This window comes from Streptomyces silvisoli (genome assembly GCF_029269905.1).
GTDB classification, from domain to species: Bacteria; Actinomycetota; Actinomycetes; order Streptomycetales; family Streptomycetaceae; genus Streptantibioticus_A; species Streptantibioticus_A silvisoli_A.
The window spans coordinates 166,365-192,487 of sequence record NZ_JARJBC010000008.1; the positions used below are offsets into that span (position 1 = coordinate 166,365).

Below are 26,123 nucleotides of genomic sequence, written 5' to 3' on the forward strand. Positions count from 1 at the left end.
GTTCTCAACCAGTTGGTTGAGAACGAGGCATCCGGAGGCACCCCGTGACGGACGAACTGCTCTCCCGAGCGTTCACCGCGCTCGCGGATCCGACCAGGCGGGACATCATCGCCCGGCTCTCGCTCGGTGACGCCACTCCGGGACAGCTGGCGGAACCGTTCGACGTCTCGCTCCAGGCGGTGTCCAAGCATCTGAAGGTGCTGGAGGACGCCGGGCTGATCAGCCGCAGCCGCGATGCCCAGCGCCGCCCGTGCCACCTCGAAACCGAGGTGCTCGACCTCATGACCGCCTGGATTGACCGCTATCGGCGCCGCGCCGAGGAGCGCTTCCAGCGCCTGGACGCCGTCCTGGCGTCACTTGACGAGGAAGAGGAGGAAGCATCATGACGAGCCGACCCGCTCACGAGACCCGCGTCGAGGCCGACCCCCAGCTCCCCACCATCCGAATCACCCGCGAGTTCGCCGCGCCCCCCGCCAAGGTCTTCCGCGCATGGACGGATCCGGACCTCGTGGCGCAGTGGCTCGGCCCCAAGAGCGTCACCACGAAGATCGACAGCTGGGACATGCGGACCGGCGGCAGTTATCGCTACCGCGCGATCCGGGAGGGCCAGGAAGTCGCCGCCTTCTACGGCTCCTTCCACGAGGTGCGCCCCCACGAAAGGCTCGTGCAGACCTTCACCTTCGAGGGTGTGCCCGACGGTGTCAGCCTGGACACCGCCGCATTCGAGGATCTCGGCGACGGCCGCACTCGCGTCACCATCCTGTCGGTGGTCGACTCCCTCGCCGCCCGTGACGCGATCCTGGCCAGCGGCATGGGCCAGGGTGTCACCGAGGGGTACGAGCGCCTCGACACCCTGCTCACGACCCTCGGCTAAGCCAAGGGAGCCAGGTCCAGGGCGCCTGGTGGCGGACGGCGAGTTTGCCGGACGTCCAGGTCGGCCCGCGCGGGCCGACCTGGACGTCGTGATCAGACGAGGTCGAACCGGTCGAGGTTCATCACCTTGTCCCACGCCGCGACGAAGTCGTGCACGAACTTCTCCTTCGCGTCATCACTCGCGTAGACCTCCGCCAGCGCGCGCAGCTCGGAGTTGGACCCGAACACCAGGTCGGCGCGGCTGCCGGTCCACTTGACCTCGCCGGTGGCGGTGTCGCGACCCTCGAAGGTGTTCGCGTCCTCGGACGTCGCCTTCCACGTCGTCCCCATGTCGAGCAGGTTGACGAAGAAGTCGTTGGTCAAAGCACCGGGGGTCGTGGTGAAGACGCCGAGCGGCGACTGCTGGTGGTTGGCGCCCAGGACACGAAGGCCACCGATGAGGACCGTCAACTCGGGGGCGCTCAGGGTCAGCAGGTTCGCCCGGTCCAGCAGCAGGTACTCGGCCGGCAGGCGGTTGCCCTTGCCGAGGTAGTTGCGGAACCCGTCGGCGGTCGGCTCAAGCGCGGCGAACGACTCGACGTCGGTCTGCTCCTGCGACGCGTCCGCGCGGCCGGGCGTGAAGGGCACCTCGACGGCGAAGCCGGCGTCCCTGGCGGCCTTCTCGACGGCCGCGCCGCCCGCGAGCACGATCAGGTCGGCGAGCGATACCTGCTTGCCGCCGCCCTGGGCGGCGTTGAAGGACTGCTGGATCCCCTCAAGGGTGCGCAGCACCGACGCCAGCTGGTCGGGGTCGTTGACCTCCCAACCGCGCTGCGGCTCAAGGCGGATGCGCGCACCGTTGGCGCCGCCGCGCTTGTCGCTGCCCCGGAAGGACGAGGCCGACGCCCAAGCGGTGGAGACGAGTTGGGACACCGACAGGCCAGAGGCGAGGATCTGCTCCTTCAGGGTGGCGACGTCCCCGGCGTCGACGAGCTCGTGCGTCACCGCGGGGATCGGGTCCTGCCACAGCAGCGTCTCGGTCGGAACCTCCGGCCCGAGGTAGCGCACGACCGGGCCCATGTCACGGTGGGTCAGCTTGAACCAGGCACGGGCGAAGGCGTCCGCGAACTCCTGGGGGTTCTCCAGGAAGCGCCGCGAAATCGGCTCGTAGACCGGGTCCACTCGCAGCGCGAGGTCGGTGGTCAGCATCGTCGGGGCGTGGCTCTTCGACGGGTCGTGGGCGTCGGGCACGGTGCCCGCCCCGGCACCGTCCTTCGGCCGCCACTGGTGCGCACCGGCGGGGCTCTTGAACAGCTCCCACTCGTAGCCGAAGAGGATCTCGAAGAAGCTGTTGTCCCACGCCGTCGGGGTGTTCGTCCACGTACCCTCAAGGCCGCTGGTGATCGCGTCACCGCCCTTGCCGGTGCCGAAGGAGTTCCGCCAGCCGAAGCCCTGCTGCTCGAGCGGGGCGGCCTCGGGGTCGGGGCCGACGTTGTCCGCCGGGCCCGCACCGTGGGTCTTGCCGAAGGTGTGACCGCCCGCGACGAGGGCGACCGTCTCCTCGTCGTTCATCGCCATCCGGCGGAACGTCTCACGGATGTCGCGGGCCGCTGCGAGCGGGTCCGGATTGCCGTTCGGGCCCTCCGGGTTGACGTAGATCAGACCCATCTGGACCGCGCCGAGGGGGTTCTCCAACTCGCGGTCGCCGGTGTAGCGCTCGTCGCCGAGCCAGGTGGACTCCGGCCCCCAGTAGACGTCCTCCTCGGGCTCCCACACGTCCTCACGACCGCCGCCGAAGCCGAAGGTCTTGAAACCCATCGACTCCAGGGCGACGTTGCCGGCGAGGACCATGAGGTCGGCCCACGAGAGGTTCCGGCCGTACTTCTTCTTGACCGGCCACAGCAGGCGGCGGGCCTTGTCGAGGTTCGCGTTGTCCGGCCAGCTGTTGAGGGGGGCGAACCGCTGCTGTCCGGCCCCGGCACCGCCACGGCCGTCGCTGATCCGGTAGGTGCCCGCGCTGTGCCACGCCATCCGGATGATGAACGGGCCGTAGTGGCCGAAGTCGGCGGGCCACCAGTCCTGTGAGGTGGTCAGCGCCTCGGCGATGTCCCGCTTCACGGTCGGGAGGTCGAGGGTCTTGAACGCCTCGGCGTAGTCGAACTCCTCGCCGAACGGGTTGGCCACCGCGGGGTTCTTGGCGAGGATCTTCAGGTTGAGCCGGTCCGGCCACCACTGGCGGTTTCCGCCGCCCTGAGTCGGGTGCGGGGCACGCCCGTGCGCGACCGGGCAGCCACCTCCGCCCTCCGTCTTCGCGTCTACGACGATTGCCTCATGGTTCTCAGACATGGGAATCCTTCCGGACTAGGCGGATCACGGTGTTCCGGAACTGCGGGCGGTGGAACAGTCGGGGTACAGGCAGACATGGCCCATGCGATCGCGCGCCCTGGAGACGATCGCCTCGACACGGAGGTGGTCTCCGTCCCGGGCGGTCGTCGGGCACGCGACGCGGGCGGCCGTCACCCGCAGGCTGGCACCGCGCAGTTCCTCGGCGGGGGTTCCGTCAAGTCTCTGTCTCCTGCCGTACTGGAGTCTTCCTGTCCCTTGGTTATCACCGGAAGCGATCCTACGATGGACAGAGTCCAAGTCAAGAAGCATGCGAAACCCGTACCCAATCGGATCCCGGACCGGTGAACTTCGGGCACCCACCGAACCTGATAGGTGAACCGATATGAGTGACCTGCTGAAGCGACTGCGAGGACGCGGCTGGCGGATGACCTCCCAGCGGCGTGCCGTTGCGGAGGTCCTCGACGGCGAGCACGTGCACCTCACGGCCGACGAGGTGCACACCCGCGCGGCCGAGCGGCTGCCCGAGATCTCCCGGGCGACCGTCTACAACACCTTGGGCGAGCTGGTGTCCCTCGGGGAGGTCGTGGAGGTCTCCACCGACGGCCGCGCGAAGCGTTACGACCCCAACGCGCACCGCCCGCACCAGCACCTTGTGTGCTCCAACTGCGGCACCATCCGCGACGTCCACCCGATCGGCGATCCGCTGGCCGACCTCCCGGCCGGGGAACGGTTCGGCTTCACGGTGTCGGAAGTCGTGGTCACCTACCGGGGGTTGTGCCCGTCCTGCGCCTAGCGCCCCGTAGTGCGTCGGAGCCGGTGCGGCCTACTGGCCGAAACCCTCAACGGCCAACGCCGGTTCGGCAAGGCCCTGTTGGCAGTTCTCAACCGCTGCCGGTCGTGACGGGTGGCGCTTTGTTCACCTGCTGCTCATCTGGTGTCACACAGTGCCTAACCTTGCGTCACACATGAGTGCCTGATGCACAACTCACAGTCAACTCCAGCATCAAATTGCCCACTTGCTCTCGTCAGACCCGTTGACATCTCCTGACGCACGCCAGTTCACTGCGTCTCATCGGTCGGACCGACAGGTCTCCCACCTCGGGGGGACGTGAACTGGCGAGTCCCACCGCCCATGTGATGTGCGACGTCGAGGGAGGGGGGACACCATGGCCAAGAAGATCCGCGAGGCGATTTTCGGCGCGCGTAGCTTCAAGCGCGTCGCCTGGTACCACTGGTACTAAACCGCCAGCGATTCCAGCACCGGGCCCGCACACCGGCACCGGCTCCTCGTTCCCCGAGCTGCTGGGTTCCGCCGGTTGCGGGCCCTGGTCCGCATCCACGCCACGGAGCGTCCTGTTGCCTGCTTCCACATCCCACCCTGCCGTGCGCCGGACCACGGTCTTCCATCCGCGTCTTCGAGCCCTGCTCGATGACCACCTGGGCAAGGACCTCATCCGCCTGGAACCGGACACCATCGGCATCGCCGGGGCCGAACTGTCCGACAAGATCCTCGCGGCGAGGAAGGCGACCGAGACGGAGCGGCCCACGTTCAAGCCGCTGCACGGCCGGTCGATCTCGAAGGCAGAGGCGTCGGCGGGCATTCGCACCATCGGCAAGGATGTGCGCACCGCACTGGAGCAGCCCGACCCGCTGCCCAAGACAACGGATCTGTCGGGGCCATGGCCGATCACCGGGCACATGTTCCTGCGGGACCTCGTCCTGCGGGACGACCCCTACCGCCTGAAGATCCTCATGTCCCGCACGCTGGAGCTGACGCCCAAGCTGACCTGGATCACCATCGTCGCCGGCGCCGCCCTGCCCGGACGGCCGACACCGGGGCCGCAACTGACGCACACCGGGAACCTCTTCGCCGAAGCCGAGGGGTACCAGGACCGCCGCTGGGCGATGGGCATCTACCGGCGTCTGGCCGCCCCGGTCTGCTTCACCGTCTCCACTCTCGTCGCCAACGCCCTGTGGCTCGGCGCCCCGTTCGACGACAGCGTTCCCACGCGGAACATCATCTGGGAGGCGATGCGGCTCATGCCGCCGTCGTGGAACATGCTCCGCGACGCCTCCCCCGAGTACCCGGCCATCGACCCACGCATCGGCCCCGCGGACGACGTGCTGATGCTGCCGCTGCTCACCCACCGCGACCCCGCCCTGTGGGACCACCCGCACGAGTTCCGCCCGGAGCGCTGGGATGCGCTCGACCCCGACGACACCCCCGGCTACATGCCCTTCGGCCACGCCTCCGAACGCTGCTGGGGCCGCCATATGGTCATGCCACTCGCCGAACTGCTGCTCAGCCACATCCGCGAGACCGACCTGATGGTGGCCCCCGGGCAGCGCGAGGCGTACGTGCCGTTCGAGGGGCTGCTCGGCGTCGATGCCGTGCACATCGGCCCGAAGACAAAGGTGCGCCACCGCCGCAACGGGCTTGAACGCCCTCCCCGGATCACCGGGGACGCCGCTGCGAGGTCTCGCTGACTGCCGTCGCCGCCTGCGCGTCATCCGCCCTCGGCCAGGTCACGAGAGGCTGACAGTCGGGGAGTACAGATCCATCCACGGGGCGAGGTCCAAAGCGCGCTCAAGGCCCTGGCGGGCCTCCTGCGTGATCCGCGGTGACTCGTCCTTCGCCAGTCTCCCCAGTCGGTCGTGGCCGGGAGCCGGCCGCTGGCCGGCCGGGCGCACGCGCGAAGGCAGGGGCCCAGGCCAGCCGGTTGATCACCGGCTGGCCTGGGCCTTCTTCGTGCTCGGGCCGGATCACGAGGCCGGAGTCGGTGTGGCGGTCAGCGGACGAAGTTGATTTCCGGGTACTGCTTGTTGGGGCCGTTGAGGAGGGTGCTGTGCTTGTTGCGCAGGTGCTGGTCGAAGAACGCGGCGAGGTAGACGCGCTGGATCTCGATGGCTCGGTTGGGGTCGATGGTGCCGAACTCCTGCTGGAGGTCGGACTGGGAAAGCCCCAGGAGATCCGCCTCCTGGGGGACCATCGCCTCGTTGTCGCTGAACGACAGGTGGGCCGAGCCCTTGAGTTGGATGTCGAGCCGGTAGCCGGTCAGGTGGGACCAGAGCGTGCGCCACGAGGAGTCGTCGTTGCGGTTGTGGGTGCCCGAACTGAACAGCATGAAGGGACGGTTGAGGTCCTCGCTGGTCGCCGGACCGAAGAACTGGCCGTCGAGGTCGGCGCCGGCGCGGATGCGGGAGTCGAGCTGCATGGAGGCGGGTACCGCCCCGCCGCCCAGCGACCAGCCGAACATCCCGATGCGCGACATGTCGACGGCGCCGGCCAGGCCCGAGGGGAGCTTGGCGTGGTCGACGTCCGGGTTACCACCCTTGGCGATCTTGGCGAGCTGGTTGATGACGAAGTGGATGTCCGCCGCGCGCACGGCGACCGTGTGGGAGGAGTGCGCGTTGGACGGCATGGCGTCGGTCTCAAGTCGCCCGCCGGGGAACTCGACCTCGTTCGCGTCGTGGGTGTGGTCGACGGTGACGACGATGTACCCGCGACTGGCGAGGTCCTCGACGAGGGCGGTGCCCATCGCACGGTCGGAGTGCAGCCCGGTGGAGTAGAGCAGGACGGGCAGCTTGCCGAGCTTGGTGTCGACCGGGGCGAGTACGTGGCCAGCCGTCTCGGGCAGGGAGACCTGATCGGGAGAAAGGCCGCGCGAGGCGAGGAAGCTGGCTCCGGAGATCGACGGCATCCACGGCGCCTGCGCGTGCCCCGAGGTGGCGGCGGCCGGGTACCAGACGGAGACCATCAGCTCGCGTGCGTTGCCGGGCACGTACGGATCCGTACGGGACGTGTCCACGAGGTGGAGGCTGACCGTCCCGACCGAGTAACGCCCGGTCGGCGCGGGGAGGTTGAGCTGGAGCGCATCGCCGTCCGTGCGGCCGCGGGTGGTCGCCGGGTGGACGGACTTGTGCTGCAACGGTGCCTCATCCTTGGTGGGCGCCCAGGGGACGTCCTCGTCGGGTGAGAATCCGGTGGCGGGCGCGCCGGGTGCTTTAGCGGCGGCCGACGCGGGCGCTATCCCCGCGCCCAGGACGACGGCCAGCGCACCCGCCGTGCCGACAGCTCTGGAGAGCAGCCTGCTGCGGCGGGGCGGTCGGCGGTGTGGCATGGAGAAACCCCCTTGGTGGTCCGCGATCGCGCGACCGGCGATCGGCTGCCGCACACCGTACCGCCACACCGCCCACACATGTTCGTCAGCCCTGTCACCGCGCCCTCGCGCCGCTCACTGCGCTTTCGCGGGTCCAACCACCTTGTACGGAAAAGGCGTTCCGGCGGTTCACGCCGCACGCGTCCTCGTGACGCGGCACCAGCGCCGAGGGCGGCGCCGTCCGCGCGGTGCGGTGGCAGCACGGGCGCCGGTCATCCCCAGGGCTGGCAGTCGTAGAGGGTGAAGCTGCCGTTGGTGGTACGGCCGTAGGCGGAGGGAGGAACCCGGCTGCAGTGGTTCTTGACCCAGGTGGTGGCCGAGGTGGTGGGGCGCTGGGTGGTGAGCATCGCGTAGCGGAGCTGGTGCGCGGCGACCAGATCGCCGAGCTGCTGGGCGGTGGGGAACGGGGTGCGCCCGGTGAAGCCGCCCATGACGAGCATGGGTTGGGCCGTGGCGCGCAGCAGCGGCTCAGCGGTGTACGCCGCCTGTGTGGCGAGCAGGTACTTCTCGCCGTGGCGGTGCGCGGTGAGGTAGCCGAGCACCGCGCTGTCGCGGGCGGACGGCTGGTCGAGCCCGATGCTGCTGACCTTGGCACGGTGGTGGACGAGGTCGGCGTAGGCGGTGCCGACCGGACCGGCCACCGGCGAGGTCGAGGCGCCCGCGTAGCGCGGGTCGAGGCTGGAGGCGGCCCACCCAGCCGGTACGACCAGCGTGGCCGCCACCCCGGACGCCAGCGCACCGTGCACCAGCCGACGGGTGGTGCGCGGGCCCCTGGTCCACAGGCCCAACGCGCTACAGAGCGCGAGCATCACGGCGACCGGCAGCAGCCAGGAGACGAACCGGGTCGGCCAGTCGACCACCAGGGCCCACACCACCGTCAGCACGATCGCGCCGGGCAGCGCCGCCCGCCGGGGGCCGCCGCTGTCGAACTCGGTCCAGAAGACGGCGAGTCCGCCGCCGGCGAGCGCGGCGAGCGCCGGCGCGATGACAGCGGTGTAGTAGGCGTGGTTGCCGTTGGAGGCGCTGAACACCACGGCGTGGACTATCAGCCAGCCGCCCCACAGCACGAATCCCGCGCGGGGCAGGTCGGTGCGCGGCAGGCGCGCCCGCCACATCAGGCCCAGCACCAGGGAAAGCACGGCGAGCGGCAGGAACCAGGCGATCTGCGGGCCGATGGTGTGGTTGACGAGCATGTCCCAGCCGGTGTTGCCGGTGGTGCGGCTGGCGGCGGTACCAGGGACGGCTCCGAACGCGGTGGGATTGCTGCCGAAGCGGCTCAGGCCGTTGTAGCCGAAGACGAGGCTGAACGGATTGTTGTTGGACGTTCCGTCGAGGTAGGGGCGGTCGACGGCGGGCGTCGCCCAGGCGATCAGCACCCAGAAGCAGGAGACGGCCAGGGCCGTCGTGCCGCCCAGCAGGACACGCACGGCCCGCTTCAACGGTGAGCCGGGCGCGGCGAGTTGGTAGACCGCGGCGAAGACCGGCAACACCAGCCAGGCCTGCAGCATCTTCGCCTGGAAGGCGAGTCCCACCCAGACCCCGCAGGTGATCAACGGCAGCAGCCGCCCGGTGCGCACGGCCCACTGCAGCGCACCGGCCGCCGCCACCAGCAGCAGGGTGAGCGCGGTGTCCGGGATCGTGGCCCGGTTGAGGACCACGGTGACCGGGGTGAGGGTGAGCGCCAGTGCGGCGATCAGCGCGGCGAGCGGCCCCGACCAGGCCCGCACGATGCGGTGGAGCAGGTAGACGGTGAGCACGCCCTCGATGACCTGCGGGAGCGCGGCGGCCCAGCTGTGCGGGCCGAAGACCCAGACGGCGACGGCGTCGGGCCAGAAGGCGCCGGGAAGCTTGTCGATGGTGATCGAACCGCTGGGGTCGAGCCCGCCGAAGAGGAAGGCGCGCCAGCTGGTGGCCATCGACCGTACCGCCGCGCTGTAGAAGGGGTGGATCGCGGCATGCCCGATGCCCCACGCGTACAGCACCGTGGCGAGGGCGAGCACCGCCGCGAGGGCCGGGCGCTCCCAGCGCAGGGTGGCTGCCGGCCGACCGGAGCGGCGGGGCGCCGACCAGTGGCGGCGGGGCGCCGCCCGGTGGCGGCGGCGCGCGCCGGTGGGCTGATCTGCGGGGATGGTGGCCATGGCGGGTCCCTCGGGGGTACGTATCGGGTCAGCGGTTGCGGATATGAAGGGACGTCACAGTCGGCGGGCCGTCCGGAAGCCGCGGGCGTAGAAGTCGGTGCCGTCCAGGAGCGCGTGGCCGGACATGTCGCCCATGGTCGGGCCGTTGGCGGCGGAGCGGCTGGAGTAGAAGCGGTGGCGGCCCTGGTCGTCGAGTCCCAGATACATGCCGCAGTGGTCGATCAGCTTCGGATCGGACTTGATGATGGCGAAGAAGACCAGGTCCCCGGGTTGCAGGACGCTGATGTCGGTGGGCTGCTGCCCGGTGTCGGGGATCAGCAGGCGGCCGGGGCCATAGGCGGCGATGGCGAAGGCGCGGCGAGGCAGGCCCGCGCCCGCGGTGTTGGTGTTGTGCAGCGGGATGCCCATGCGGTAGCCCCATACCAGGCGTTGGAAGCCGGAGCAGTCGATGTCGCCGTAGCGGGCCTTTCGCGGGTCGACCCGTGTGCCGTCCGGAAAGGTCCAGGGAATGCCCAGGTAGTCGTAGAAGTCTGACTTCTCGTCGTGGTAGGCGAAGTCCAGCGGGTTGCTGACGGCGTTGTTGCGCGGGCCGAAGTGCGCGGTTCCCGCGTAGCGCACGCCGGAGGCGTTGTACTTGTCGGGGGCCCCGGCGCTGCTGTACTGGAACGCCACGGCGAAGACGTCGGGGCTGGTGTCACCGAGCGCCTTGGCGAACCAGCCCTTGAACCAGGAGGACTTCTCCATGTCCTGCCGCCACTCGTGGGGCAGCACTCGTACCCAGGCGTCGGTGGTCACCGCGGCCGCGGTGGTCCGCGGCTCGGTGAAGCGGCGGGAGGGTCCGGTGAGCACGGCGGTACGGGCGCCGTCGGTGAAGGTGGCGAGCGTGGCGCCGTCGGCGGCCCGCACCACGGTGCGGTTCGGGGAGGACAGCCGCTCGAAGCCGTAGCCGCCGGTGGAGTACGCGCCGGGGCCCCCGCCCGCGGTCGGCGCGCCCCTGCTCGCCTCGCTGTGGCCGCCGTCGAAGCGGTCCCAGGCGTAACCGCCCGCCACGCCAGCGGCCGCCACGCCTGCGATGGCCCCGAGAACCGTACGGCGGCTGACGCGCCGTGGGGGGTGTCCGGGGTCGTGGTGCATGGCACGTCCTCCTGGTGGTGCGGGGGCGGGTCAGCCGGTCGGCAAGGCGCCGAGCAGCAGTCCGGCGACCAGCACCACGTAGGTGGCCAGCGTCACCGCCGTCGTGGAGATGAGAGTGGGCGCCAGCGGCTGACGGACCAGTTGGTAGGAGATGAGACCCGGCACGATGAAGCCGAGCGTCTGCGATGTGTACAGCAGCGGGAACTCGTGGTTGAGCGCGAGCATCACCGTGGTCTGCATCAGCACCGCGCACAGCACCACGGCGGCGAACAGCCGCTTGCCGTACAGGATCACGTTGCGTTGCAGCAGCTTCGTCGCGAAGAAGGTCAGCGCCGCGACGCCCACCATCATCGCGGCCATCTGCACGTCGGTGACGAGTGTGAGGGCCACCCAGCCCGGGGTGATCATCCCGCCGGGCGAGAGGTTGGTGGTCAGGTAGCAGACCAGCGAGAAGACCAGCCCGAGGGCGATCCCGAGCGCGGCGGTCTGTGCGGTGAGGTTGGCGGGGATCACTTACGGGTTCCTCGTCGGCTGGTACGGATCGTAGGAGTGGTGCGGGTCGGTCTCGCCGCCGCCCTCGGCCGGGCGGCCGTGGCGGGCGGCGAACCGGCGGGCCAGCTCGCGCTGTCCGGGGACGTGCAGGCCGTACGCCGGGGTCTCCAGTGGTGCCACCCAGCTGTACGGCTCCGGCTCGGGCGGCCGGGAGACCGCGATCTGCACGGTGTCCTGGTCCAGGCCGTCGGGGGCGACGGCGAGCGGCTCGTCGGAGTCGTCGAGCGGCAGCTCGGCGAGGCACTCCAGGAACAGCTCGCCCTGGCCGTGGATGTTGCCGATCGCCACCAGCGAGGAGTTCGGGGCGAGTTCGGCGAGGATCGCGGCGGTCAGCTCCTCCGGGTCGCGCCTGTCGCCGCCGAGGTCGACCACCCGGCCGGTGAAGCCCGCGGGAATCGCGTCGCGGGCGCTCTTGGTCGGGTGCCCGATCAGGAAGACCACCTCGGCGCCGAGGTCGGAGACGATCGCGCCCATCTGGCCGTTGCGCTCCACCCGGTCCGGGCGGCAGTTGATGACCACGTTCAGCGGCCGCCGGATGGCGCCGAGATCCTCCAGCTGCTTGACGTTCATCAGCGTGGACTCGGGGTCGTTGGCGGCGAAGACATTGGCGAACCGCAGCCGCTTGCCCTCCGGGGTGGCGTAGCGCTCCACCGACAGCACGCCCGGGTCCGGCGGGGCGTCCCACATGCCCTGTAGGGCGGTCTGCCGTTCCACACCGAGGAGTTCGGCCACCGCGAGGGCGATCGCCACGTTCTCCTTGAAGGTGAACCAGCTGAAGCCGCGCAGTTCGGCGTCGGTCACCGTCTCCGGATCGACCGCGACCAGTCGGCAGTTCCGCTTGTCGGCCTCCTCCTTGAGGATGTGCAGCCGCTCCTTCTCCGCGGTGACGCAGACCCCGCCGACCGGCATCGAGCGGGAGAGCGAGCGGGCGACGTCGTCGAGGGTCGGCCCCATCTCCTCAAGGTGGTCCTCGCGGACGTTGCACAGCACGCCGATGGTGGAACGGATCAGCTTCTCCTGGTTGATCTCCTGCAACGCGGGCATCACCGCCATGCACTCGATCACCAGCGCGTCCGGCCGGTACGCCGCCGCACGCCGCACGATGCCGATCTGCTCGACGATGTTGGACAGCCCGAACTTGCGGTAGACCGGCTCCTCGGTGGCGTCCGGGTGGATGAACCGGGCGGCCGTACCGGTGGTCTTGGCGACGGTGGCCAGACCGCCGCCGCGCAGCGCGCCCGCGCACAGCCGGGTGATCGAGCTCTTGCCGCGGATGCCGTTGACCAGCACCCGTGTCGGGATCTGCTCCAGCGAGGCGAAGTGCCGCTTCTGCTCCAGGACTCCGGCGACCAGCAGCGCGGTGCAGCACAGCAGCAGGACGAGATAGAGAAAGAGCACGTCGATTCCGTCCTTCTACCGCTGGGGTGCGCTCGTGTGCCGGGACTGGGCGGGTGGGCCGGGTTGGGCGGCGAAGGCGTGACCGGATCTGCTCCCCCGGCCCCGTTCCGCCAGCGCCTGCCGGATCAGCTCCAGGCTGCGGGTGACCGAGCCCGCCTCGTCGTGGTTGACCGGGTACAGCACAGTGCGCCGGTCTCCACCGGCGAGCCGCTCGGCGAGCACGGCCATGGTGCGCAGCGGCCGGATCACCACGATGTGCAGCCAGCCCAGGCAGGCCACGCCGACTGTGAGGCCGAGCACGCCGGCGAGCATGGTGCGCTGCTCGGCCTGGAACGCGGGGAGTTGGAGCGCCGCCGCCGGTTCGGCGGTCACCACCCGCCAGCCGAGCCCGACGGTGGGGCCGCTCTGGGCGAGCGGCGCGGCGGCGGCGACGGACGGGCCGGAGGAGGAGTGGAGGACCGCCGAGGTGGCGGTGCCCGCGGTCCCCGGCGCGCTCTGGGTCGAGGTGGCGAGCCGGGTCAGGCCCGAGCCGGGCAGCGCCTCGAAGGCCCGGTAGCCGATGCTCGCCGCCAGCACCTTGTAGTTCGCGTCGGTCACCCAGACACCGCCCAGCTTCGGTCTGGGCAGCTCGGAGTTGAGCGCGTTCACATCTATCTCACCGAAGAGCACCACCCCACCACCCGCGAGGGCCCCGCCCTTGCCGACCGGTATCTGGGCGTAGGCCGCGATCGCCGGGATCCGGCCCGAGGTGTTCACGGTGGTGATCCCGCTGCCGCCGGGCACGTGGACGATGGTGCGCAGCGGCGTCTTGCCGACCCGTAGCACGATGGCGCCGGTGCGGCCGATCAGGTAGAGCGAGCGGAAGTGGTGGTGGTCGGCGAGGGTGCGTCCCAGGACCGTGGTCTGGGCGGCCTTCGTCGTGCCGGGCAGGCTCTTCGCCACGTCCGACAGGTCGGTGTACGACTCGCCGAGGGACTGCCTGATCCGGTTCGCCGCGATCTCGGTGCGCGCCTGCTGGTCGGCGACGACGGGCGCCGGCACCGCGGTCGCGGTATCCGCCCGGTTCAGCAGGAAGATGAGCGGCGCCGCCCAAGCGACCACCAGCAGCATCGCGATGACGGCGAGCGCCCTGCAGCCCGGGCCGCGCCGCACCGGTATCTCCTCCGGACCGCTCTCGCCCAGCAGTTGGCGGCGCAGCGACTCCAACGCCCGTCCGATCCGGGCCGGTTCGCCGAGCCCGTGTACCGGAACCGGCCGGGCCAGATCCTCGGCGGCCCGCGGACCGCTCTCCCCCGCACCCCTGGCCAGCCGGTCGGCCGACAGGTACAGCCGCAGCAGGGGCCGCTGCACGGTGAGTTGGAGGAGCAGGCCGACCAGCAGCGCGATCCCGGCCAGCACCCCGGCGGCGACCAGCGCGAACCGCGAATAGTCGACCGAGGGCCCCATGACGGGAACCGGGCGGAAGGTCAGCACGACCAGCCCGAGACGGTCGGCGTCGCCGGTGCCGGACGACGAGGCGACCGACGCCCATCCGGCCACCGTCTGCCGGCCACCCGAAGTGGCTCCCAGCAGGCTTCCGGAGGCGCCGGCGCCGTGGGCTGACACCGCCGCGTCGACCGCCGCCGAGGGGATCCCGAGGTCGGCCGCGTCCAGCGGCTGCGCCATACCGCTGGCGGCGGTGGCGAGCATGTTCCCCTTCGCGTCCAGCACTTGGGCGGTGCGCCCGTCGCCGTACGACGTGAGCGCGGGCAGCGCCTCGGAGACCACCAACAGCCACTGCTTGCGCTGGGGCAGGGCGGCGTCCGGGTTCTGGTCCTGGTTGGCGTCCACGCTCTGCGCGGGCAGGGTGACGTTGGCGAAGTACAGCATCCGCTGCCCGGTACCCGCGGTCACCAGCCGCGGCGCGGCCGTGCCGTGGTCGCCGGTCAGCGCCTTGGCGTCCACCCCGGTAAGCGGCACCCGCTCGCCGCCGGTCGCCAGTACGCGGCCGGACTGCGTGTCCAGCAGCGCGCCGCCGAGCACCGCTTTCCGCGCGGCGGCCAGTGACTTGAGCACCTGCGCCGGAGTGGTCCTGCCCGTCACCGTGTACGAGTCCCCGGTGCGGCGTACGGTGGTCGCCTCGGCGTCGATCGCCGTCCGCACGGAGACCGCGATGTCGGCGGCGGTCTGCTGCTCGCCGCCCAGCACGGCTTGCGGTACCTGCTCGCCGTGGACGCTGCCGAGGCCGGCGACGGTGAGGGCGGCGACCACCAGCAGCAGCACGATGAACGAGGCGATGGGTGGGCGGACTCCGCCGAGCAGCGGCATGTCGGCGCGGCGGCGCGTACGGTGCCGACGGGGCGCCCGGGAGACCGTGGGCAGGGCGGGCCTTCCTCTCACGACTGGCGCCTAGCGCCCGAATGTTTGAGCAGCCCACACTTTAGCCGCAGACGATTACACAACAATCACACTTTCGCTCCTGTGTTGTACAGGTGATACGGAGTCACAGCCTCGGACGGCCTTCCGGCGTCGCCCGACCCGGGAAGGCTCCCATGCTGAACACTTTCCGTAGCGCCTTGGGGTACGAACCGGCAGCTTGGATCGGGGTGGTCGGAACCGGAGGACGCCCGCACGGCGCCGACCACCAACCCGGGACGCACGCCCACGAAGCCGTCTCCCCCGTACGGCAAGCAGCGAGGGCAGGGCGGCCTGCGACGGCGTCTCGTCGTCGTGGACCAGATCAGTGCTCGCCGCGGCGCGGTAGTCCTCACAGGAGGCGCGGACGGAGTCTCGGGCAAGCGCAGTGCCGCACAGCGGTCATGCGCGTGCGGACGGGACAGGAACGACTTCCCCGTCGTCGACGAGTACTGCCGTGATGCCGCGTGCCTCGGCGGCTTGACGGAAGCGCTGCTCGATGTCCGGTTGTTCGACGTAGGTAGGCGGGTTGTGGAAGAGCCCGTAGTGGATCGCGCAGGCGGAAGTGGCACCGAGTACGGCGGCGGCCTCTATCGCCTGCTCGGGTGTCATGGTGACAGGAACGTTGGCTTCGTAGCCTTCGAAGCGGGCTATGACGCCGTTGACCGGCAGGAAGGCGACGTCGAACGGGCCGTGGTCGCGGGCGATCTGCCACCAGTTGCCGTGCCACATGGTGTCGCCGCAGTGGATGATCCGCCGTCCGGCGCCGGCCACGACCCAGGCGACCTGGTCGGCGTCGCCGCCTCGCCAGTCCAGCGAGGTAACAGGCGTTACGGTCAACGGGCCGACGCGACGGGGCCGTTCAAGTTCCTGCGGGATCGCGTCGATGCCGGCTTCCTTCAGCGTTGGCGCGATGGGCGCGTGGCAGCCGACGGTTCCGGAGACCGCGAGCCGCGCGAGCAGTTCATGGTCGTAGTGGTCCGGGTGCAGATGCGTGATCAAGGCGTGTGTCCCAGGCGCCGTGTCGACGGGTGGCAGGGGCCGCCGCGGCGCCCCGAGGACGGGGGCGAGCGGCTCGGCGTGCTCAAGGGGGTCGATCAGCAGACGGATGTCGCCGAGGCGAACCTCGACGCCCGCCCACGCCAGGCGACGCAGGTGGAGAGTGTGGGTTTGGTCTTCGCCGGTCACGTTGAACCTCCTGGTGCGGCCGGTCGCCGCTGGTCGGACGATGATTCGCGTTGCCGTGAGGGTGAATGCTCCGGCAGCGCGGGCGAAATGCGAGTGACAGCCGGGCATTTGGGCTGGCAGAGCGTCAGGCGGCATCTCCGATGACGAAGACGTCACCGACGGATCGGACTGGCCGGAATCCGTCCGCGGTCATTGCAGGGGGAGTCGCTGTGTGGAGGGATGTCGAGTTCGAGGGGACAGCGATTCGGTTCGCGTGCTGCGCACGACGGCTCGGCGCGCTCCCGGGTGACCGCTTCGCCGAGCCGTCGTCCGGCGCTGCGCGGTCAGGACTTCAGCGCTTCCCGGACGACATCCGCCAGCGTCTTCGGCGCGTGGCCGGTCAGGTCGGCGACCGCTGAGCTGACGTTCGCGAGGAAGCCGCCGCGAGTCGCCGCGCCGAACGACGTCACCAGCTCCGCGGTCTCGTCCGGGAGCCCGGCCGCCCGCAGGCCGGCTGTGGACGCGGCGTCGTCAACGCTGACGAGTTCGACGTCGCGACCGCCGATCTCTCGTGCGAGGGCCACGAGGTCGACGGCGCTCAACGCCTCTGGGCCGGTGATGTCGTACGCCTGGCCCTCGTGCCCGTCCTGGGTCAGGACCGCGGCGGCCGCCGCCGCGCAGTCTTCGCGGGTCACGTACGCGGTGGCGCCGGTACCGCCGTTGGTCACGAGCCGGCCCGACGCGACAGCCTGCTCGATGACCGGCACCTGCATGTGCGCATACAGGTTGTTGCGCAGAACCGTCCACCGCAGACCGCTGTCGCGCAGCGCCTGCTCGGTGCCCGCGTGGTCGGCGACCACCAGTGCCGGGTTGGCCGGTACCGGTTCGGGAACGGAGGTGTACACGACGTGCCGGACACCCGCGTCGGCAGCGGCCGAGATGGCTGCGCGCTGCTGGTCGAGACGCGAACCGATCGCGTCGGTGGAGATGAGCAGCAGCCGGTCAACGCCCTTGAACGCGGTGGCAAGCGTGCGCGGATCGGCGAAGTCGGCCCGTCGCACGTCGGCACCGAGCGCGGCGAGTTCGGCCAGTGAGTCCGGGTGCCGAGTGGTGAGCACGACCTCTCGCGGGTCGACGGCCTGCAGTAGGAAGCCGGTGCTGGCGCGCCCCAGAGGACCGGAAGCCCCGGTGATGGCGATCGTCATCTCTCCCCAATTCGTAGTCGTCATGATTGCGGATTTGCTAACCGTAGCCACAACGGTTGCGATATGGCAAGATGGACGCATGGCCCGGTCGACCAACACCCAGTTCGCGGTCGCCGTGCACGTGTTGACCTACCTCGCCGGCGTGACCGAAGGCCGCCCCGCGAGCTCGGAGGAACTCTCCGAGAGCACCAATGTCAACCCCGTCTACGTGCGCCGGGTGCTCGGCCCACTGCGTGACGCCGGCTTGGTGCGGTCACGTCCGGGCGTGCATGGTGGCTGGGAGCTTGCGACCGACGCCCGGGACATCACGCTCGCGCGGATCTGGCGGCTCCTCCAAGGCGACGACCCGGTACTCGGACTGCACGGCCCCGACCCGGCGTGTGCCATCGGGCGCGGCGTCCAGAAGTCGCTGACCGCTCTCGATCGTGCGGTCGCCGACGCTGTCGCAACCGAACTCGAGCGGTTCACCGTGCACGACGTCCTGGTGGGAGGCGTGGCAGCCCCGGCAACGCCGCGCCACAGGTGACAGCGCCAGCCAAGCCCGGACCGTCAACAGGTCGCCCATGAAGCCAGCCCGGCTTCCAGGGCGTCACCACCTCCCACGGCACCGTCGCGGCAACCTCACATGATGAGCGTCGCCGTCGACAGCGGCAGGAGCTCTCCCCCACCGGGCTACGGACGTGCCCCGAAGTCACCCGCCGTCAACGCGCCTGCGCAGGCCGACCGCACGGCCATCAGCCCGACTCGCCGGAAAGCCCGGCGCCCGGGTACACCCGGTCGACCGCCGTCCAGCCGCTGTCCCGTGCCACCTCGGCCCGCTGCGCTCGTCCCCCGCCCCGCACGCCGAACAGCCGCTTGGCGAACAGCAGATAGGCCACCACGGCGCAGTTGATGACAAGCGTGATGACCTTGCCCGCGGTCACCGTTCCCGTCAGCTCGTAGACCTCGGGAACAAGCAGTACGGAAGTCGCCACGAAGGTCAGATACTCGGCCCACCGCCGCCCTGTCCACAATCCGACCGCCTCGACGCCTTCCAGCACGGCGTAAGCCGCCAGGACCGCGCCGATGGCCCACAAGGTGGCCGAGCGCGCGCCGAAAGCCCGGTCCAACTCGCCCAGCAGTCCATGCGCCGAGCGGCCCCCAACGCCGCCGACACTGTTCTGCAAGGCATCTACGACGCGGTAGAACGGAGCACGCAGACGACTGCGCTCACCGGCGAAACCCAGCACTGCCGCGGCCAGCACGGCCAGGACCAGGAAGTGCAGCAGACGGTCGAGCGCGATCAGGCGCAGCACGTACCGATCGCGAAGTGCCCGGCCCCGCAGGGGCAGTTGGATCTCCTCACGCCCCGGCACGTACTCCCGGCCTGGCGTGCTGGGGGGAGGCAGGGCCAGCCAGGCGTCACAGCGCAGGCAGCGGTGCCAGCGCAGACCTTGGTGCTCGCGGACCAGCCAGGCGTCCTGCGGTCGGATCCGAGAGGCGTCCCTGGCCACCAATTCGTGCCCGTGGCCAGCGCAGCCCAGCAACTCGTACCACCAGCCCCGCTTGGACCGCTCGGCACCCGGCGCGAGCCGCGACGTGTCATCCACCGTGCGCGCCTCCTTCCCGCTCATCGCCGTCCTCAGCTGTAGCGGCTCGCCTGCCCCAGCCGACTTGCGCCGCACCCGGGTGACCCGTCACACCGAGGCTGTTCCGACTCCTGTCACGCGTTACCGTGACGGACAGTGCGAGGCCCCGGCCGGAGACCGTCCGACCGGGGCCGTTCGCGTTGTTACGCCAGGCGGATGCGCTCCGCCTGGGGGCCCTTCTGGCCCTGGGCGACGTCGAACGTCACCTTCTGGCCCTCCTCAAGCGAACGGAATCCTTGAGCGTCGATGTTCGAGTAGTGGGCGAACACGTCGGCGCCGCCACCGTCCTGCTCGATGAAACCGAAGCCCTTTTCCGCGTTGAACCACTTCACGGTGCCGCTGGCCATGCTTGTCTCCTCAAGGGGCTCGTATCGGAACCCGCACTGCGCGGGTTCCGGAGGTGATCGCCTTGGCCCGGAGATGCGCTGAACAGCAAGAACGCCCGCGAGCGTGTCACGGGCGAACGGGACTTCGGAACCACGACTACTGACCTCGACGCTACACGCACCGCAGCCATCCGGCTACAGGACAAGCGGGGCGCCATCCCGACCAGTCACCTCAACGGATTCCTGACGAAACGGACGGAAGCGCAGGCCACCGGGCTTACGCGACCGTGTGTGCAAGCCGCGCACCGGTAGGGCCATTGGAGTGAGGCCAATGACCACCGCAGACGGTGGCGAACGTACGGTCGAAGCGTCGCGCGGCCAGGTCCTCGCGTTGGATCGCCCAGTGGACGGTGGCGCCCTCCCTGCCCCGATGCAGGGGTCCCAGTCGGCGAGCAGCACCCAGCCTCGACGGCACCTGACACCACTGCGCCCCCACCCCAATGGCCCGCCTCCGCCGCTTTCACCGCGCACCACACGACGCCTTCGACCGGGTCAAGACGGCGTTGCAGGCCGATGGTGTCGATGCCCGGCAAGCCGCAGGCGAACGGGCCGATGGCGTGCGCGGGCAGGAACTCGCGCCAAGTCGGGCCGAACTGCCGAGAGGCAGGGAGAGGCGCAGCACGGGCTTCTGGATGGCGGACCTGCGCCCGGTGGTGGCGGGCGGAAACCCGGCCACGTGGTCCGATCACGCGTTCTCAAGCTCCCACGGCCTCAAGGCCGTGGGAGCCCGTGGTGCTCCCGCACCCGTCGAGCGGCTCAGGCGTTACGGCGGCGGGCCAGCAGAGCGGCCCGCCGCTCGTCGAACCGCTTGGCCTGGTCATCGAGGCCGCCCATGAACCGACCGATCTCGTCCTGCGCCTGCAATCCCTCCGCGCCGAGCCCGGAGACCTCCAGCACCTTCAGATGGCGCAGCACCGGCAGCAGCACGTCGTCGTGGTGGATACGCAGGTTGTATATCCCGCCGATGGCGATCCGGGCCGCTGCCCGCTCGAAGCCCGGCATCCCGTGACCAGGCATCCTGAAACCGGTGACCACGTCCGCGATGGCCCGCATCGCCTGGTCGGGAGCGAGTAGCAGGGCGGCCGCCAGCAGATTGCGGTAGAAGACCATGTGCAGGTTCTCGTCGGCGGCGATCCGGGCGAGCATCCTGTCGCACGTCGGGTCACCGGCGTGGAGCCCGGTGTTGCGGTGCGAGATGCGGGTGGCCAACTCCTGAAAGGCCACGTACGTCACCGAGTGAAGCACGCTGTGGCTGTTGTCCGACTCGAAGCCCGCCGACATGTGCTTCATGCGCAGACGTTCAAGCTCGACAGGGTCGACGGCCCGCGAAGTGAGCAGGTAGTCGCGCATCACGATGGCGTGCCGCCCCTCCTCGGCGGTCCACCGGTGGACCCACGTCCCCCAGGCACCGTCCCGACCGAAGAGGGTGGCGATCTCGTGGTGGTAACTGGGGAGGTTGTCCTCGGTCAGTAGATTGACCACCAGAGAGATGCGGCTGATGTCGGAGACCCTGGACTGCTCGGGGGACCATGCCTCGCCGCCGAAGACACCGTCGAAGTTCCGGCCGTCACTCCAGGGCACGTACTCGTGGGGCATCCACTCCTTGGCGACCCTGAGATGGCGGTTGAGCTCTGTCTCCACCACTTCCTCCAGGGCGTGCAGCAGTTGGACGTCACTCCACCTCTGCGAAGTACGAGGACGGGGGGCGGCAGTGGTCACAACGGCTCCAGACGGGCGACAGCAGTACTTACGGCGCCGTAGGTTACGGCAACGTAGGTTGGATCCGCGTAAGGGGTCCCGGCCAGGACCCGATCACCGTGTTCCAGATCTCCGTCACCAGGGCCGATACCCGCTGCGCCGCGCGGCGACGAGCAGGGCGGCCCGCTCCAGGCCGCAGCGAAAGGCGGTGCGATCCGCCGCGCCGTTGGCGGCCGTGACCGGCGGCAGGACCACTTGGACCGAGCAGGCGCGGCCGGGACGTGCCCGAGCCCGGACGGCATACGCCGCCCCAGGCCCACCGCACCCCGTGCGGCGACGTCCTACCTGATCAGGGACGCTCGCGGCTGGCGGCGACGGTGGGGCCGCGTTCCCAGGCGGGTACGGCGAACCCACCATAGACTCAAGGAGACGGACCTCACCGAGGGACCGCCCTGCTGATGACTCGACCGCCGGTTGGTGCGCAGGGTAGGGGACACACATGGCAGGTCCACCAAAAAGGCGCGCACGTGTGGGGCTGGTGCCCCTCACCGCCGTCTCTGGTGGGTTGCTCGCCGCGCTGATCGGGCTTGCCTTCATGCTGCTCCTGTTGTCGATCATCGACCTCGGCGAGTCGACGGCTAGCGAACGCCATACCCATACGGCACTCACTCAGGCGAGGACGGTCGAGGGGCTCATCGTCGACCTGGAGACAGGTCAGCGCGGCTTCGTCATCACCGGGCAGAACCAGTTTCTTGAGCCGTGGCAGACCGCCCGGACCACGTTCACCGACCAGGCACAGCAACTCGTACGCCTCAGCACCACCCCCGGCCAGAAGAGACTGGCCCAGCAGATCAGCCAGGCTGGCCAGTCCCTGATCCGTGACTACTCGATTCCGCTGGTCGCGGCGGCACGCCGGGGAGATCCCCGTGCGCGCGGCGTGGCGGCGACGCTGGAAGGGAAGCGGCGCGTCGACGCGCTCAGGAAGCAGTTCGGCCAGTACGACTCGGTGCAGGAGGCGCTGATCGCGGCGCGTGAACGCGCGGCCAACGATGACGCCCGGGGCGCGGTCGTCGCGGCGTCGATCGGCTTCACCGGCTCAATACTCCTCATCGCGGCGTTCGCCGGGTACGTGATCCGGGCCGTTGTCTGGCCGGTCCGCAAGGCAGCCGACGCGGCGTCCCGGCTCGCCGGCGGCGACCTGGCCGTACGAATGCGTGAAACCGGCAGGGGCGAGATCGAGCAGCTCGGGACGGCGTTCAACACCATGGCCAGCTCACTTGAGGAGAGCCGTGAGCAGGCACGCCACGCTCACGAGCGCCTCAGACTGCTGTACGAAGCCAGCATCGCCATCGGCACGACACTCGATGCCGAGCAGACCGCACAGGAAATCGTGCGGGTGGCGGTCCCCCGCTTCGCCGACTTCGTCACCGTCGACCTGACCTTGCCCGTCCTGCTCGCCGACGAACCGCTGGAGGACCACGGCGCCTATGCTCGCCGCGTCGCCCTGGGCGGGGTCCACGACGACCCCCCGCTCGACCCCGTGGGCTCACAGATCGCTCTCGCCTCCTTCACGCCGCAAATCCGTGACATAGCCGGCGCGAGCGCCACCTTCGTGCCGGACCTTCGTACCGCCTCCGCGTGGCAGGTCCGTCACGGCCACCAGGCCCGCACGCTGCTGGACTACGGCATGCACTCGCAGATCACCGCCCCGCTGTACTCACGGCGCACGCTTGTGGGTGCGGTCGGCTTCTGGCGATCGGAGAACCCCAGCCCGTTCGAGGAGGACGAGCTGTCCGATGCCGAGGAGATCGCGGCCAAGGCCGCCATCGCGATCGACAACGCCCTGCGCTACGCCCGCGAACACGACATCGCCCTGACCCTGCAGCGAAGCATGCTGCCCCGCAGCTTCAAGCCGCCAAGCGGTATCGAGATCGCCCACCGCTACACGCCCGCTTCCGAAGCCGCCGAGGTCGGCGGCGACTGGTACGACGTGGCCGCCATGGCCCCCGGCAAGGCCGCGCTCGCCATCGGTGACGTCATGGGGCACGGCATCCCCGCCGCCGCCGTCATGGGGCGGATGCGCACCACCCTGCGCGCCCTCGTCCGCCTGGACCTGCCGCCCGAACAGCTCCTGCAGCACCTCGATGAGACCATGCAGGACCTCGACAGCCCCATCCTGGCCACATGCCTGTACGGCGTATGTGACGCCGCGGCCAACCGCTGCTGGCTCGCCCGGGCCGGACATCCCCCGCCTGCCCTGATCACCCCCGACGGCACCGCCCGCCTCATCGACCTACCACCTGGCGCACCGCTCGGCATCGGCGGCATCTCCTACACGACCACCGAGGTCCCCCTCACTCCCGGGAGCGTGCTCGTCCTGTACACCGACGGGCTCATCGAAGCCCGCGGATACGACCTCGATGAGCGTCTGGAGGAGCTCCTCGACCTCCTCAGCGGTACCCATCCGTCCCTCGACCAGCTCGCCGACACCCTCATCGACCGCCTCGCCCCAACCCCCGCGCAGGACGACATCGCCATCCTCCTCGCCCGCGTCAGCAACCCTCGGTGAATTGCCCGGGAGGATCCGGAGCCCTGAACAGCGCCACCGTGTGCCACAACGGATAGCCGACGGCGTTTCAGCGCACATCCACGGAATTCCGCTCCAAGCTGCCCCAGGTTGATGGACTCGCGTCCGACCAGCGCTTCGCGGCCATACCAGAGGCCGGTGACGCGGCTACCGCTGCGGCCGGACAGCATACGAACGGCCTGCTACTACGCCCGTCGGCGCGCGACCGAAACCCACTGGGCAACTCGTTCGCCGGAGGCCGTGGGCACACCGCCGCCAACCGCCGGCGACCACAATTACCGCGCGGAGCAGATTCCTTTCCGTTCGTCAAGGCGGACATCGCACTGACCAGATCCCCAATGTTTCGTCAATACCGTTTCCAAAGCGCAGAGTTACCGCTCACCCCGCACCACCCGGCTTACGTGGTGCGCTAATATCGACCACCGGACACAACTCGGCCCTGACAACAATGGCCAAGCCTTTTTCTCTGACATCTCGGCCAACTCACCCCGAAGAAAGCAGAGGATTTCACAGATGACCGCTGTGCGTGGAACATCCGTGGACGTTCCCACCCCGGACGGCACTGCCGACGCCTACCTGGCACATCCCGACGGCACCGGCCCGCACCCCGCAGTCCTGCTCTACATGGACGCTTTCGGGCTGCGCCCGAACCTCAAGCAGATGGCCGACCGACTCGCCGCCGCCGGCTACACCGTCCTGGTTCCCAATGTCTTCTACCGCCACGGGCGGGCTCCACTGTTCGACCTGCCCGATTTCATCGACGTGACGCAGCGCCCGGAGATCTTCCAGCAGATCATGCCGGTCGTGCAGTCGCTGACTCCGGAACTGGCGATGCGCGACGCCCAGGCCTATTTGCGCTGGCTGGCCGACTCCCCCACGACCACGAGTGGGCCGGTCGGCATCACCGGCTACTGCATGGGCGCGGTCCTGGCCCTGCGCACCGCCGCCAGCTACCCGGACCAGGTCGCCGCGGCAGCTGGTTTCCACGGCGGGAATCTGGCCACCACCGGACCTGACAGCCCGCACCTTCTCGCCGACCGTGTCAAAGCCGAGTTGTACTTCGGCCATGCCGACCAGGACCACGCGTTGCCGCCCGAGCAGATCGACCGTTTCGAGAAGGCGCTCACCGAGGCGGGCGTGCGCCACGTTTGCGAGGTTTACACCGGCGCTCAGCACGGCTTCACACAAGCCGACACCGCCGCCTACAACCCTGATGCCGCCGAACGCCATTGGACGGCGCTGCTCGATCTCTTCGGCCGCAGGCTCTGACGGGCAGTCGCGCGAGACGGCGCACTGGAACCAGCGCCGCCTCGCGCCACGCGGGCACGACGTCCGGGATCCCTTCCGGCCTTCGTGATTGATCACCGGGACCGGCGCTGGGTCTTGTCTCTGTCCGTCGGCCTTTGGTGCGGACGTGGCCGCTGCCGCACCCGGGGTGCGGCAGCGACACGCTCGACTTCGGAGCACCTGCGACCGGGTCAGCAACCCAGGTTGCCGCCGGTGGGCGTGCCGAGGATCTGGGTGAAGCTCTGGTAGTAGTTGATGCGGTCCTGCACCTCGGCGGGGTTGCCGCCGTTGCACTCCACGCTGCCGTTGATGCTACGGATGGTCTCCCCGAAGCCGGCACCGTTGACCATGGCGTTGTGGGCGGTCATGCTGCCCGCGCCGTTCTGGGTGTCCCAGAACCACAGGGCGGTCTTCCACGCCACCGCGGAGTCGTTCTGCACCAGGTACGGGTTGTCGAGCAGGTCGATGCCGAGGGCGTCCCCGGCCGCCTTGTAGTTGAAGTTCCAGCTCAGTTGGAGCGGACCGCGACCGTAGTAGGCGGACTGCCCGGCCGGACAGCCGTAGGGCTGGCTGTAGTCGCAGTAGTGGGAGTAGTTCGATGTGTTCTGCTCCACCACGTACTGCAGACCACCGGTCTCGTGGGCGACGTTGGCGAGGAAGGCCGCCGCCTCCTGCTTCTGGACGGTGTCGCTGCCAGTGGTGGCGAAGCCGGGGTACGCGCTGAGGGCGGCGGTCAGTCCACTGTAGGTATAGAAGGGATTCCGGTTGGGGAACATCTGGTTGAACTGGGCCTCGCTCACCACGAATCCCGAAGAACCGGGCCCGGAATCGCAGCTGTAGGGGTCCCAGTACCAGGTGCTGATGGTGGGGTCATAGCCCGGGTTGTCGTGGCTGGCCCGGTAGTACTGGCCGTTGGTGTATCTGACGATGTCCCCGGTGACGTATGACCTGCCGGCGACCCAGTCGGGGTAGTTGCCGCAGCTCAGCGCCTGGCGCGGGGCCGCCGAGGCGGTGGCCGCGGACGCGGGGAGGGCGACTGCCATGGTGGCGGCCACGGCGAGGGCGGCGAGTAAACCTGTGACGCGCCGTTTCAGCACGTGATCACTCCTTTGCGGCGTGGGGGGATCTGGCTCGACAAGCGCGCACAACTCAACTAGCGCTGGTCTGGACCAGTCAAGGCGGTGACCGGTA

Annotated in this window: 20 protein-coding genes and 1 pseudogene; 7 read left to right on the forward strand and 14 right to left on the reverse strand. The window is 69.8% G+C overall.

The annotated features are described in order from the left end of the window. Positions 1 to 44: 44 nt before the first annotated feature. Positions 45 to 386, forward strand: coding sequence for an ArsR/SmtB family transcription factor (locus P3G67_RS15430; RefSeq protein ID WP_276093998.1), 342 nt, complete (start codon positions 45 to 47; stop codon positions 384 to 386). Continuing rightward, a complete protein-coding gene (locus P3G67_RS15435) occupies positions 383 to 874 on the forward strand; it encodes an SRPBCC family protein (RefSeq protein WP_276093999.1) in 492 nt (163 codons plus the stop codon). Before P3G67_RS15430 ends, P3G67_RS15435 begins: the two co-directional genes overlap by 4 nt. Before the next feature lie 92 nt (positions 875 to 966). On the opposite strand, the gene katG is transcribed toward P3G67_RS15435, so the two are convergent. Together katG and P3G67_RS36035 are read right to left on the reverse strand one after the other, a co-directional pair. After that, on the reverse strand, positions 967 to 3,198 hold the full coding sequence (katG, locus tag P3G67_RS15440) for a catalase/peroxidase HPI (protein WP_276094000.1): 2,232 nt from the start codon (positions 3,196 to 3,198) through the stop codon (positions 967 to 969). 66 nt (positions 3,199 to 3,264) lie between these two features. Next, positions 3,265 to 3,393 (reverse strand): annotated as a pseudogene (locus P3G67_RS36035) (transcriptional repressor); the annotation flags it as partial. Positions 3,394 to 3,580: 187 nt separating this feature from the next. On the opposite strand from P3G67_RS36035, the gene P3G67_RS15445 reads away from it, so the two are divergent. Both P3G67_RS15445 and P3G67_RS15450 read left to right on the forward strand, forming a co-directional pair. Further along, positions 3,581 to 3,991 (forward strand): Fur family transcriptional regulator, encoded by a 411-nt coding sequence (locus P3G67_RS15445; RefSeq protein ID WP_276094001.1) that lies wholly within the window; start codon positions 3,581 to 3,583, stop codon positions 3,989 to 3,991. Positions 3,992 to 4,554: 563 nt separating this feature from the next. Further along, the gene (locus P3G67_RS15450) at positions 4,555 to 5,685 is read left to right on the forward strand and encodes a cytochrome P450 (RefSeq protein WP_276094002.1); all 1,131 of its coding nucleotides are present in this window, start codon (positions 4,555 to 4,557) and stop codon (positions 5,683 to 5,685) included. 302 nt (positions 5,686 to 5,987) lie between these two features. Here the strand turns inward: P3G67_RS15450 and P3G67_RS15455 are convergent, their stop codons facing one another. The 8 genes from P3G67_RS15455 to P3G67_RS15490 form a co-directional block, all read right to left on the reverse strand. Next, positions 5,988 to 7,319, reverse strand: coding sequence for an alpha/beta hydrolase family protein (locus P3G67_RS15455; RefSeq protein ID WP_276094003.1), 1,332 nt, complete (start codon positions 7,317 to 7,319; stop codon positions 5,988 to 5,990). 251 nt (positions 7,320 to 7,570) lie between these two features. After that, positions 7,571 to 9,496 carry an ArnT family glycosyltransferase gene (locus tag P3G67_RS15460; protein WP_276094004.1) on the reverse strand — a complete coding sequence of 642 codons (1,926 nt, stop codon included), beginning with the start codon at positions 9,494 to 9,496 and terminating at the stop codon, positions 7,571 to 7,573. A 54-nt stretch (positions 9,497 to 9,550) separates the two neighbouring features. Further along, on the reverse strand, positions 9,551 to 10,630 hold the full coding sequence (locus P3G67_RS15465; RefSeq protein ID WP_276094005.1) for an NlpC/P60 family protein: 1,080 nt from the start codon (positions 10,628 to 10,630) through the stop codon (positions 9,551 to 9,553). Between the two features lie 30 nt (positions 10,631 to 10,660). Further along, positions 10,661 to 11,143, reverse strand: a complete 483-nt coding sequence (locus P3G67_RS15470; protein WP_269857378.1) for a poly-gamma-glutamate biosynthesis protein PgsC/CapC — start codon at positions 11,141 to 11,143, stop codon at positions 10,661 to 10,663. Continuing rightward, entirely contained in the window at positions 11,144 to 12,580 is a 1,437-nt protein-coding gene (gene pgsB / locus P3G67_RS15475; protein ID WP_276094006.1) for a poly-gamma-glutamate synthase PgsB, read from the reverse strand. A 15-nt stretch (positions 12,581 to 12,595) separates the two neighbouring features. Next, entirely contained in the window at positions 12,596 to 14,959 is a 2,364-nt protein-coding gene (locus P3G67_RS15480; RefSeq protein WP_276094007.1) for a HAMP domain-containing protein, read from the reverse strand. Positions 14,960 to 15,376: 417 nt separating this feature from the next. Then, positions 15,377 to 16,162: an MBL fold metallo-hydrolase gene (locus P3G67_RS15485; RefSeq protein ID WP_276094008.1), complete on the reverse strand. Its 786-nt coding sequence runs from the start codon at positions 16,160 to 16,162 to the stop codon at positions 15,377 to 15,379. A gap of 323 nt (positions 16,163 to 16,485) precedes the next feature. Continuing rightward, the gene (locus tag P3G67_RS15490; protein ID WP_276094009.1) at positions 16,486 to 17,370 is read right to left on the reverse strand and encodes an NAD(P)H-binding protein; all 885 of its coding nucleotides are present in this window, start codon (positions 17,368 to 17,370) and stop codon (positions 16,486 to 16,488) included. Positions 17,371 to 17,425: 55 nt separating this feature from the next. Here P3G67_RS15490 and P3G67_RS15495 point away from each other — a divergent pair, with 55 nt between their 5' ends. After that, positions 17,426 to 17,872, forward strand: a complete 447-nt coding sequence (locus P3G67_RS15495) for an Rrf2 family transcriptional regulator (RefSeq protein ID WP_276094010.1) — start codon at positions 17,426 to 17,428, stop codon at positions 17,870 to 17,872. A gap of 208 nt (positions 17,873 to 18,080) precedes the next feature. Here the strand turns inward: P3G67_RS15495 and P3G67_RS15500 are convergent, their stop codons facing one another. The 3 genes from P3G67_RS15500 to P3G67_RS15510 form a co-directional block, all read right to left on the reverse strand. Next, positions 18,081 to 18,935 (reverse strand): DUF2127 domain-containing protein, encoded by an 855-nt coding sequence (locus tag P3G67_RS15500; protein WP_276094011.1) that lies wholly within the window; start codon positions 18,933 to 18,935, stop codon positions 18,081 to 18,083. 182 nt (positions 18,936 to 19,117) lie between these two features. Then, positions 19,118 to 19,321 (reverse strand): cold-shock protein, encoded by a 204-nt coding sequence (locus tag P3G67_RS15505; protein ID WP_269857371.1) that lies wholly within the window; start codon positions 19,319 to 19,321, stop codon positions 19,118 to 19,120. Between the two features lie 795 nt (positions 19,322 to 20,116). Further along, entirely contained in the window at positions 20,117 to 21,079 is a 963-nt protein-coding gene (locus tag P3G67_RS15510) for an acyl-ACP desaturase (RefSeq protein ID WP_276094012.1), read from the reverse strand. A gap of 508 nt (positions 21,080 to 21,587) precedes the next feature. Between P3G67_RS15510 and P3G67_RS15515 the strand changes: the two genes are divergently transcribed. Both P3G67_RS15515 and P3G67_RS15520 read left to right on the forward strand, forming a co-directional pair. Next, complete coding sequence (locus tag P3G67_RS15515; RefSeq protein WP_276094013.1) at positions 21,588 to 23,627, forward strand: SpoIIE family protein phosphatase; 2,040 nt, start codon at positions 21,588 to 21,590, stop codon at positions 23,625 to 23,627. A 531-nt stretch (positions 23,628 to 24,158) separates the two neighbouring features. Continuing rightward, positions 24,159 to 24,914, forward strand: coding sequence for a dienelactone hydrolase family protein (locus tag P3G67_RS15520; RefSeq protein WP_276094014.1), 756 nt, complete (start codon positions 24,159 to 24,161; stop codon positions 24,912 to 24,914). A 209-nt stretch (positions 24,915 to 25,123) separates the two neighbouring features. On the opposite strand, the gene P3G67_RS15525 is transcribed toward P3G67_RS15520, so the two are convergent. Next, positions 25,124 to 25,975, reverse strand: coding sequence for a glycoside hydrolase family 19 protein (locus P3G67_RS15525; protein ID WP_391858266.1), 852 nt, complete (start codon positions 25,973 to 25,975; stop codon positions 25,124 to 25,126). Between the last annotated feature and the right edge of the window lie 148 nt (positions 25,976 to 26,123).

What these genes read in the sequence shown, in the direction of transcription:
- P3G67_RS15490 (WP_276094009.1), bottom strand. Translation starts at nt 17,370, where the DNA reads ATGACGACTACGAATTGGGGAGAGATGACGATCGCCATCACCGGGGCT.
- katG (WP_276094000.1), bottom strand. Translation starts at nt 3,198, where the DNA reads ATGTCTGAGAACCATGAGGCAATCGTCGTAGACGCGAAGACGGAGGGC.
- P3G67_RS15505 (WP_269857371.1), bottom strand. Translation starts at nt 19,321, where the DNA reads ATGGCCAGCGGCACCGTGAAGTGGTTCAACGCGGAAAAGGGCTTCGGT.
- P3G67_RS15445 (WP_276094001.1), top strand. Translation starts at nt 3,581, where the DNA reads ATGAGTGACCTGCTGAAGCGACTGCGAGGACGCGGCTGGCGGATGACC.
- P3G67_RS15465 (WP_276094005.1), bottom strand. Translation starts at nt 10,630, where the DNA reads ATGCACCACGACCCCGGACACCCCCCACGGCGCGTCAGCCGCCGTACG.
- P3G67_RS15455 (WP_276094003.1), bottom strand. Translation starts at nt 7,319, where the DNA reads ATGCCACACCGCCGACCGCCCCGCCGCAGCAGGCTGCTCTCCAGAGCT.
- P3G67_RS15435 (WP_276093999.1), top strand. Translation starts at nt 383, where the DNA reads ATGACGAGCCGACCCGCTCACGAGACCCGCGTCGAGGCCGACCCCCAG.
- P3G67_RS15460 (WP_276094004.1), bottom strand. Translation starts at nt 9,496, where the DNA reads ATGGCCACCATCCCCGCAGATCAGCCCACCGGCGCGCGCCGCCGCCAC.
- P3G67_RS15525 (WP_391858266.1), bottom strand. Translation starts at nt 25,975, where the DNA reads ATGGCAGTCGCCCTCCCCGCGTCCGCGGCCACCGCCTCGGCGGCCCCG.
- P3G67_RS15520 (WP_276094014.1), top strand. Translation starts at nt 24,159, where the DNA reads ATGACCGCTGTGCGTGGAACATCCGTGGACGTTCCCACCCCGGACGGC.
- P3G67_RS15495 (WP_276094010.1), top strand. Translation starts at nt 17,426, where the DNA reads ATGGCCCGGTCGACCAACACCCAGTTCGCGGTCGCCGTGCACGTGTTG.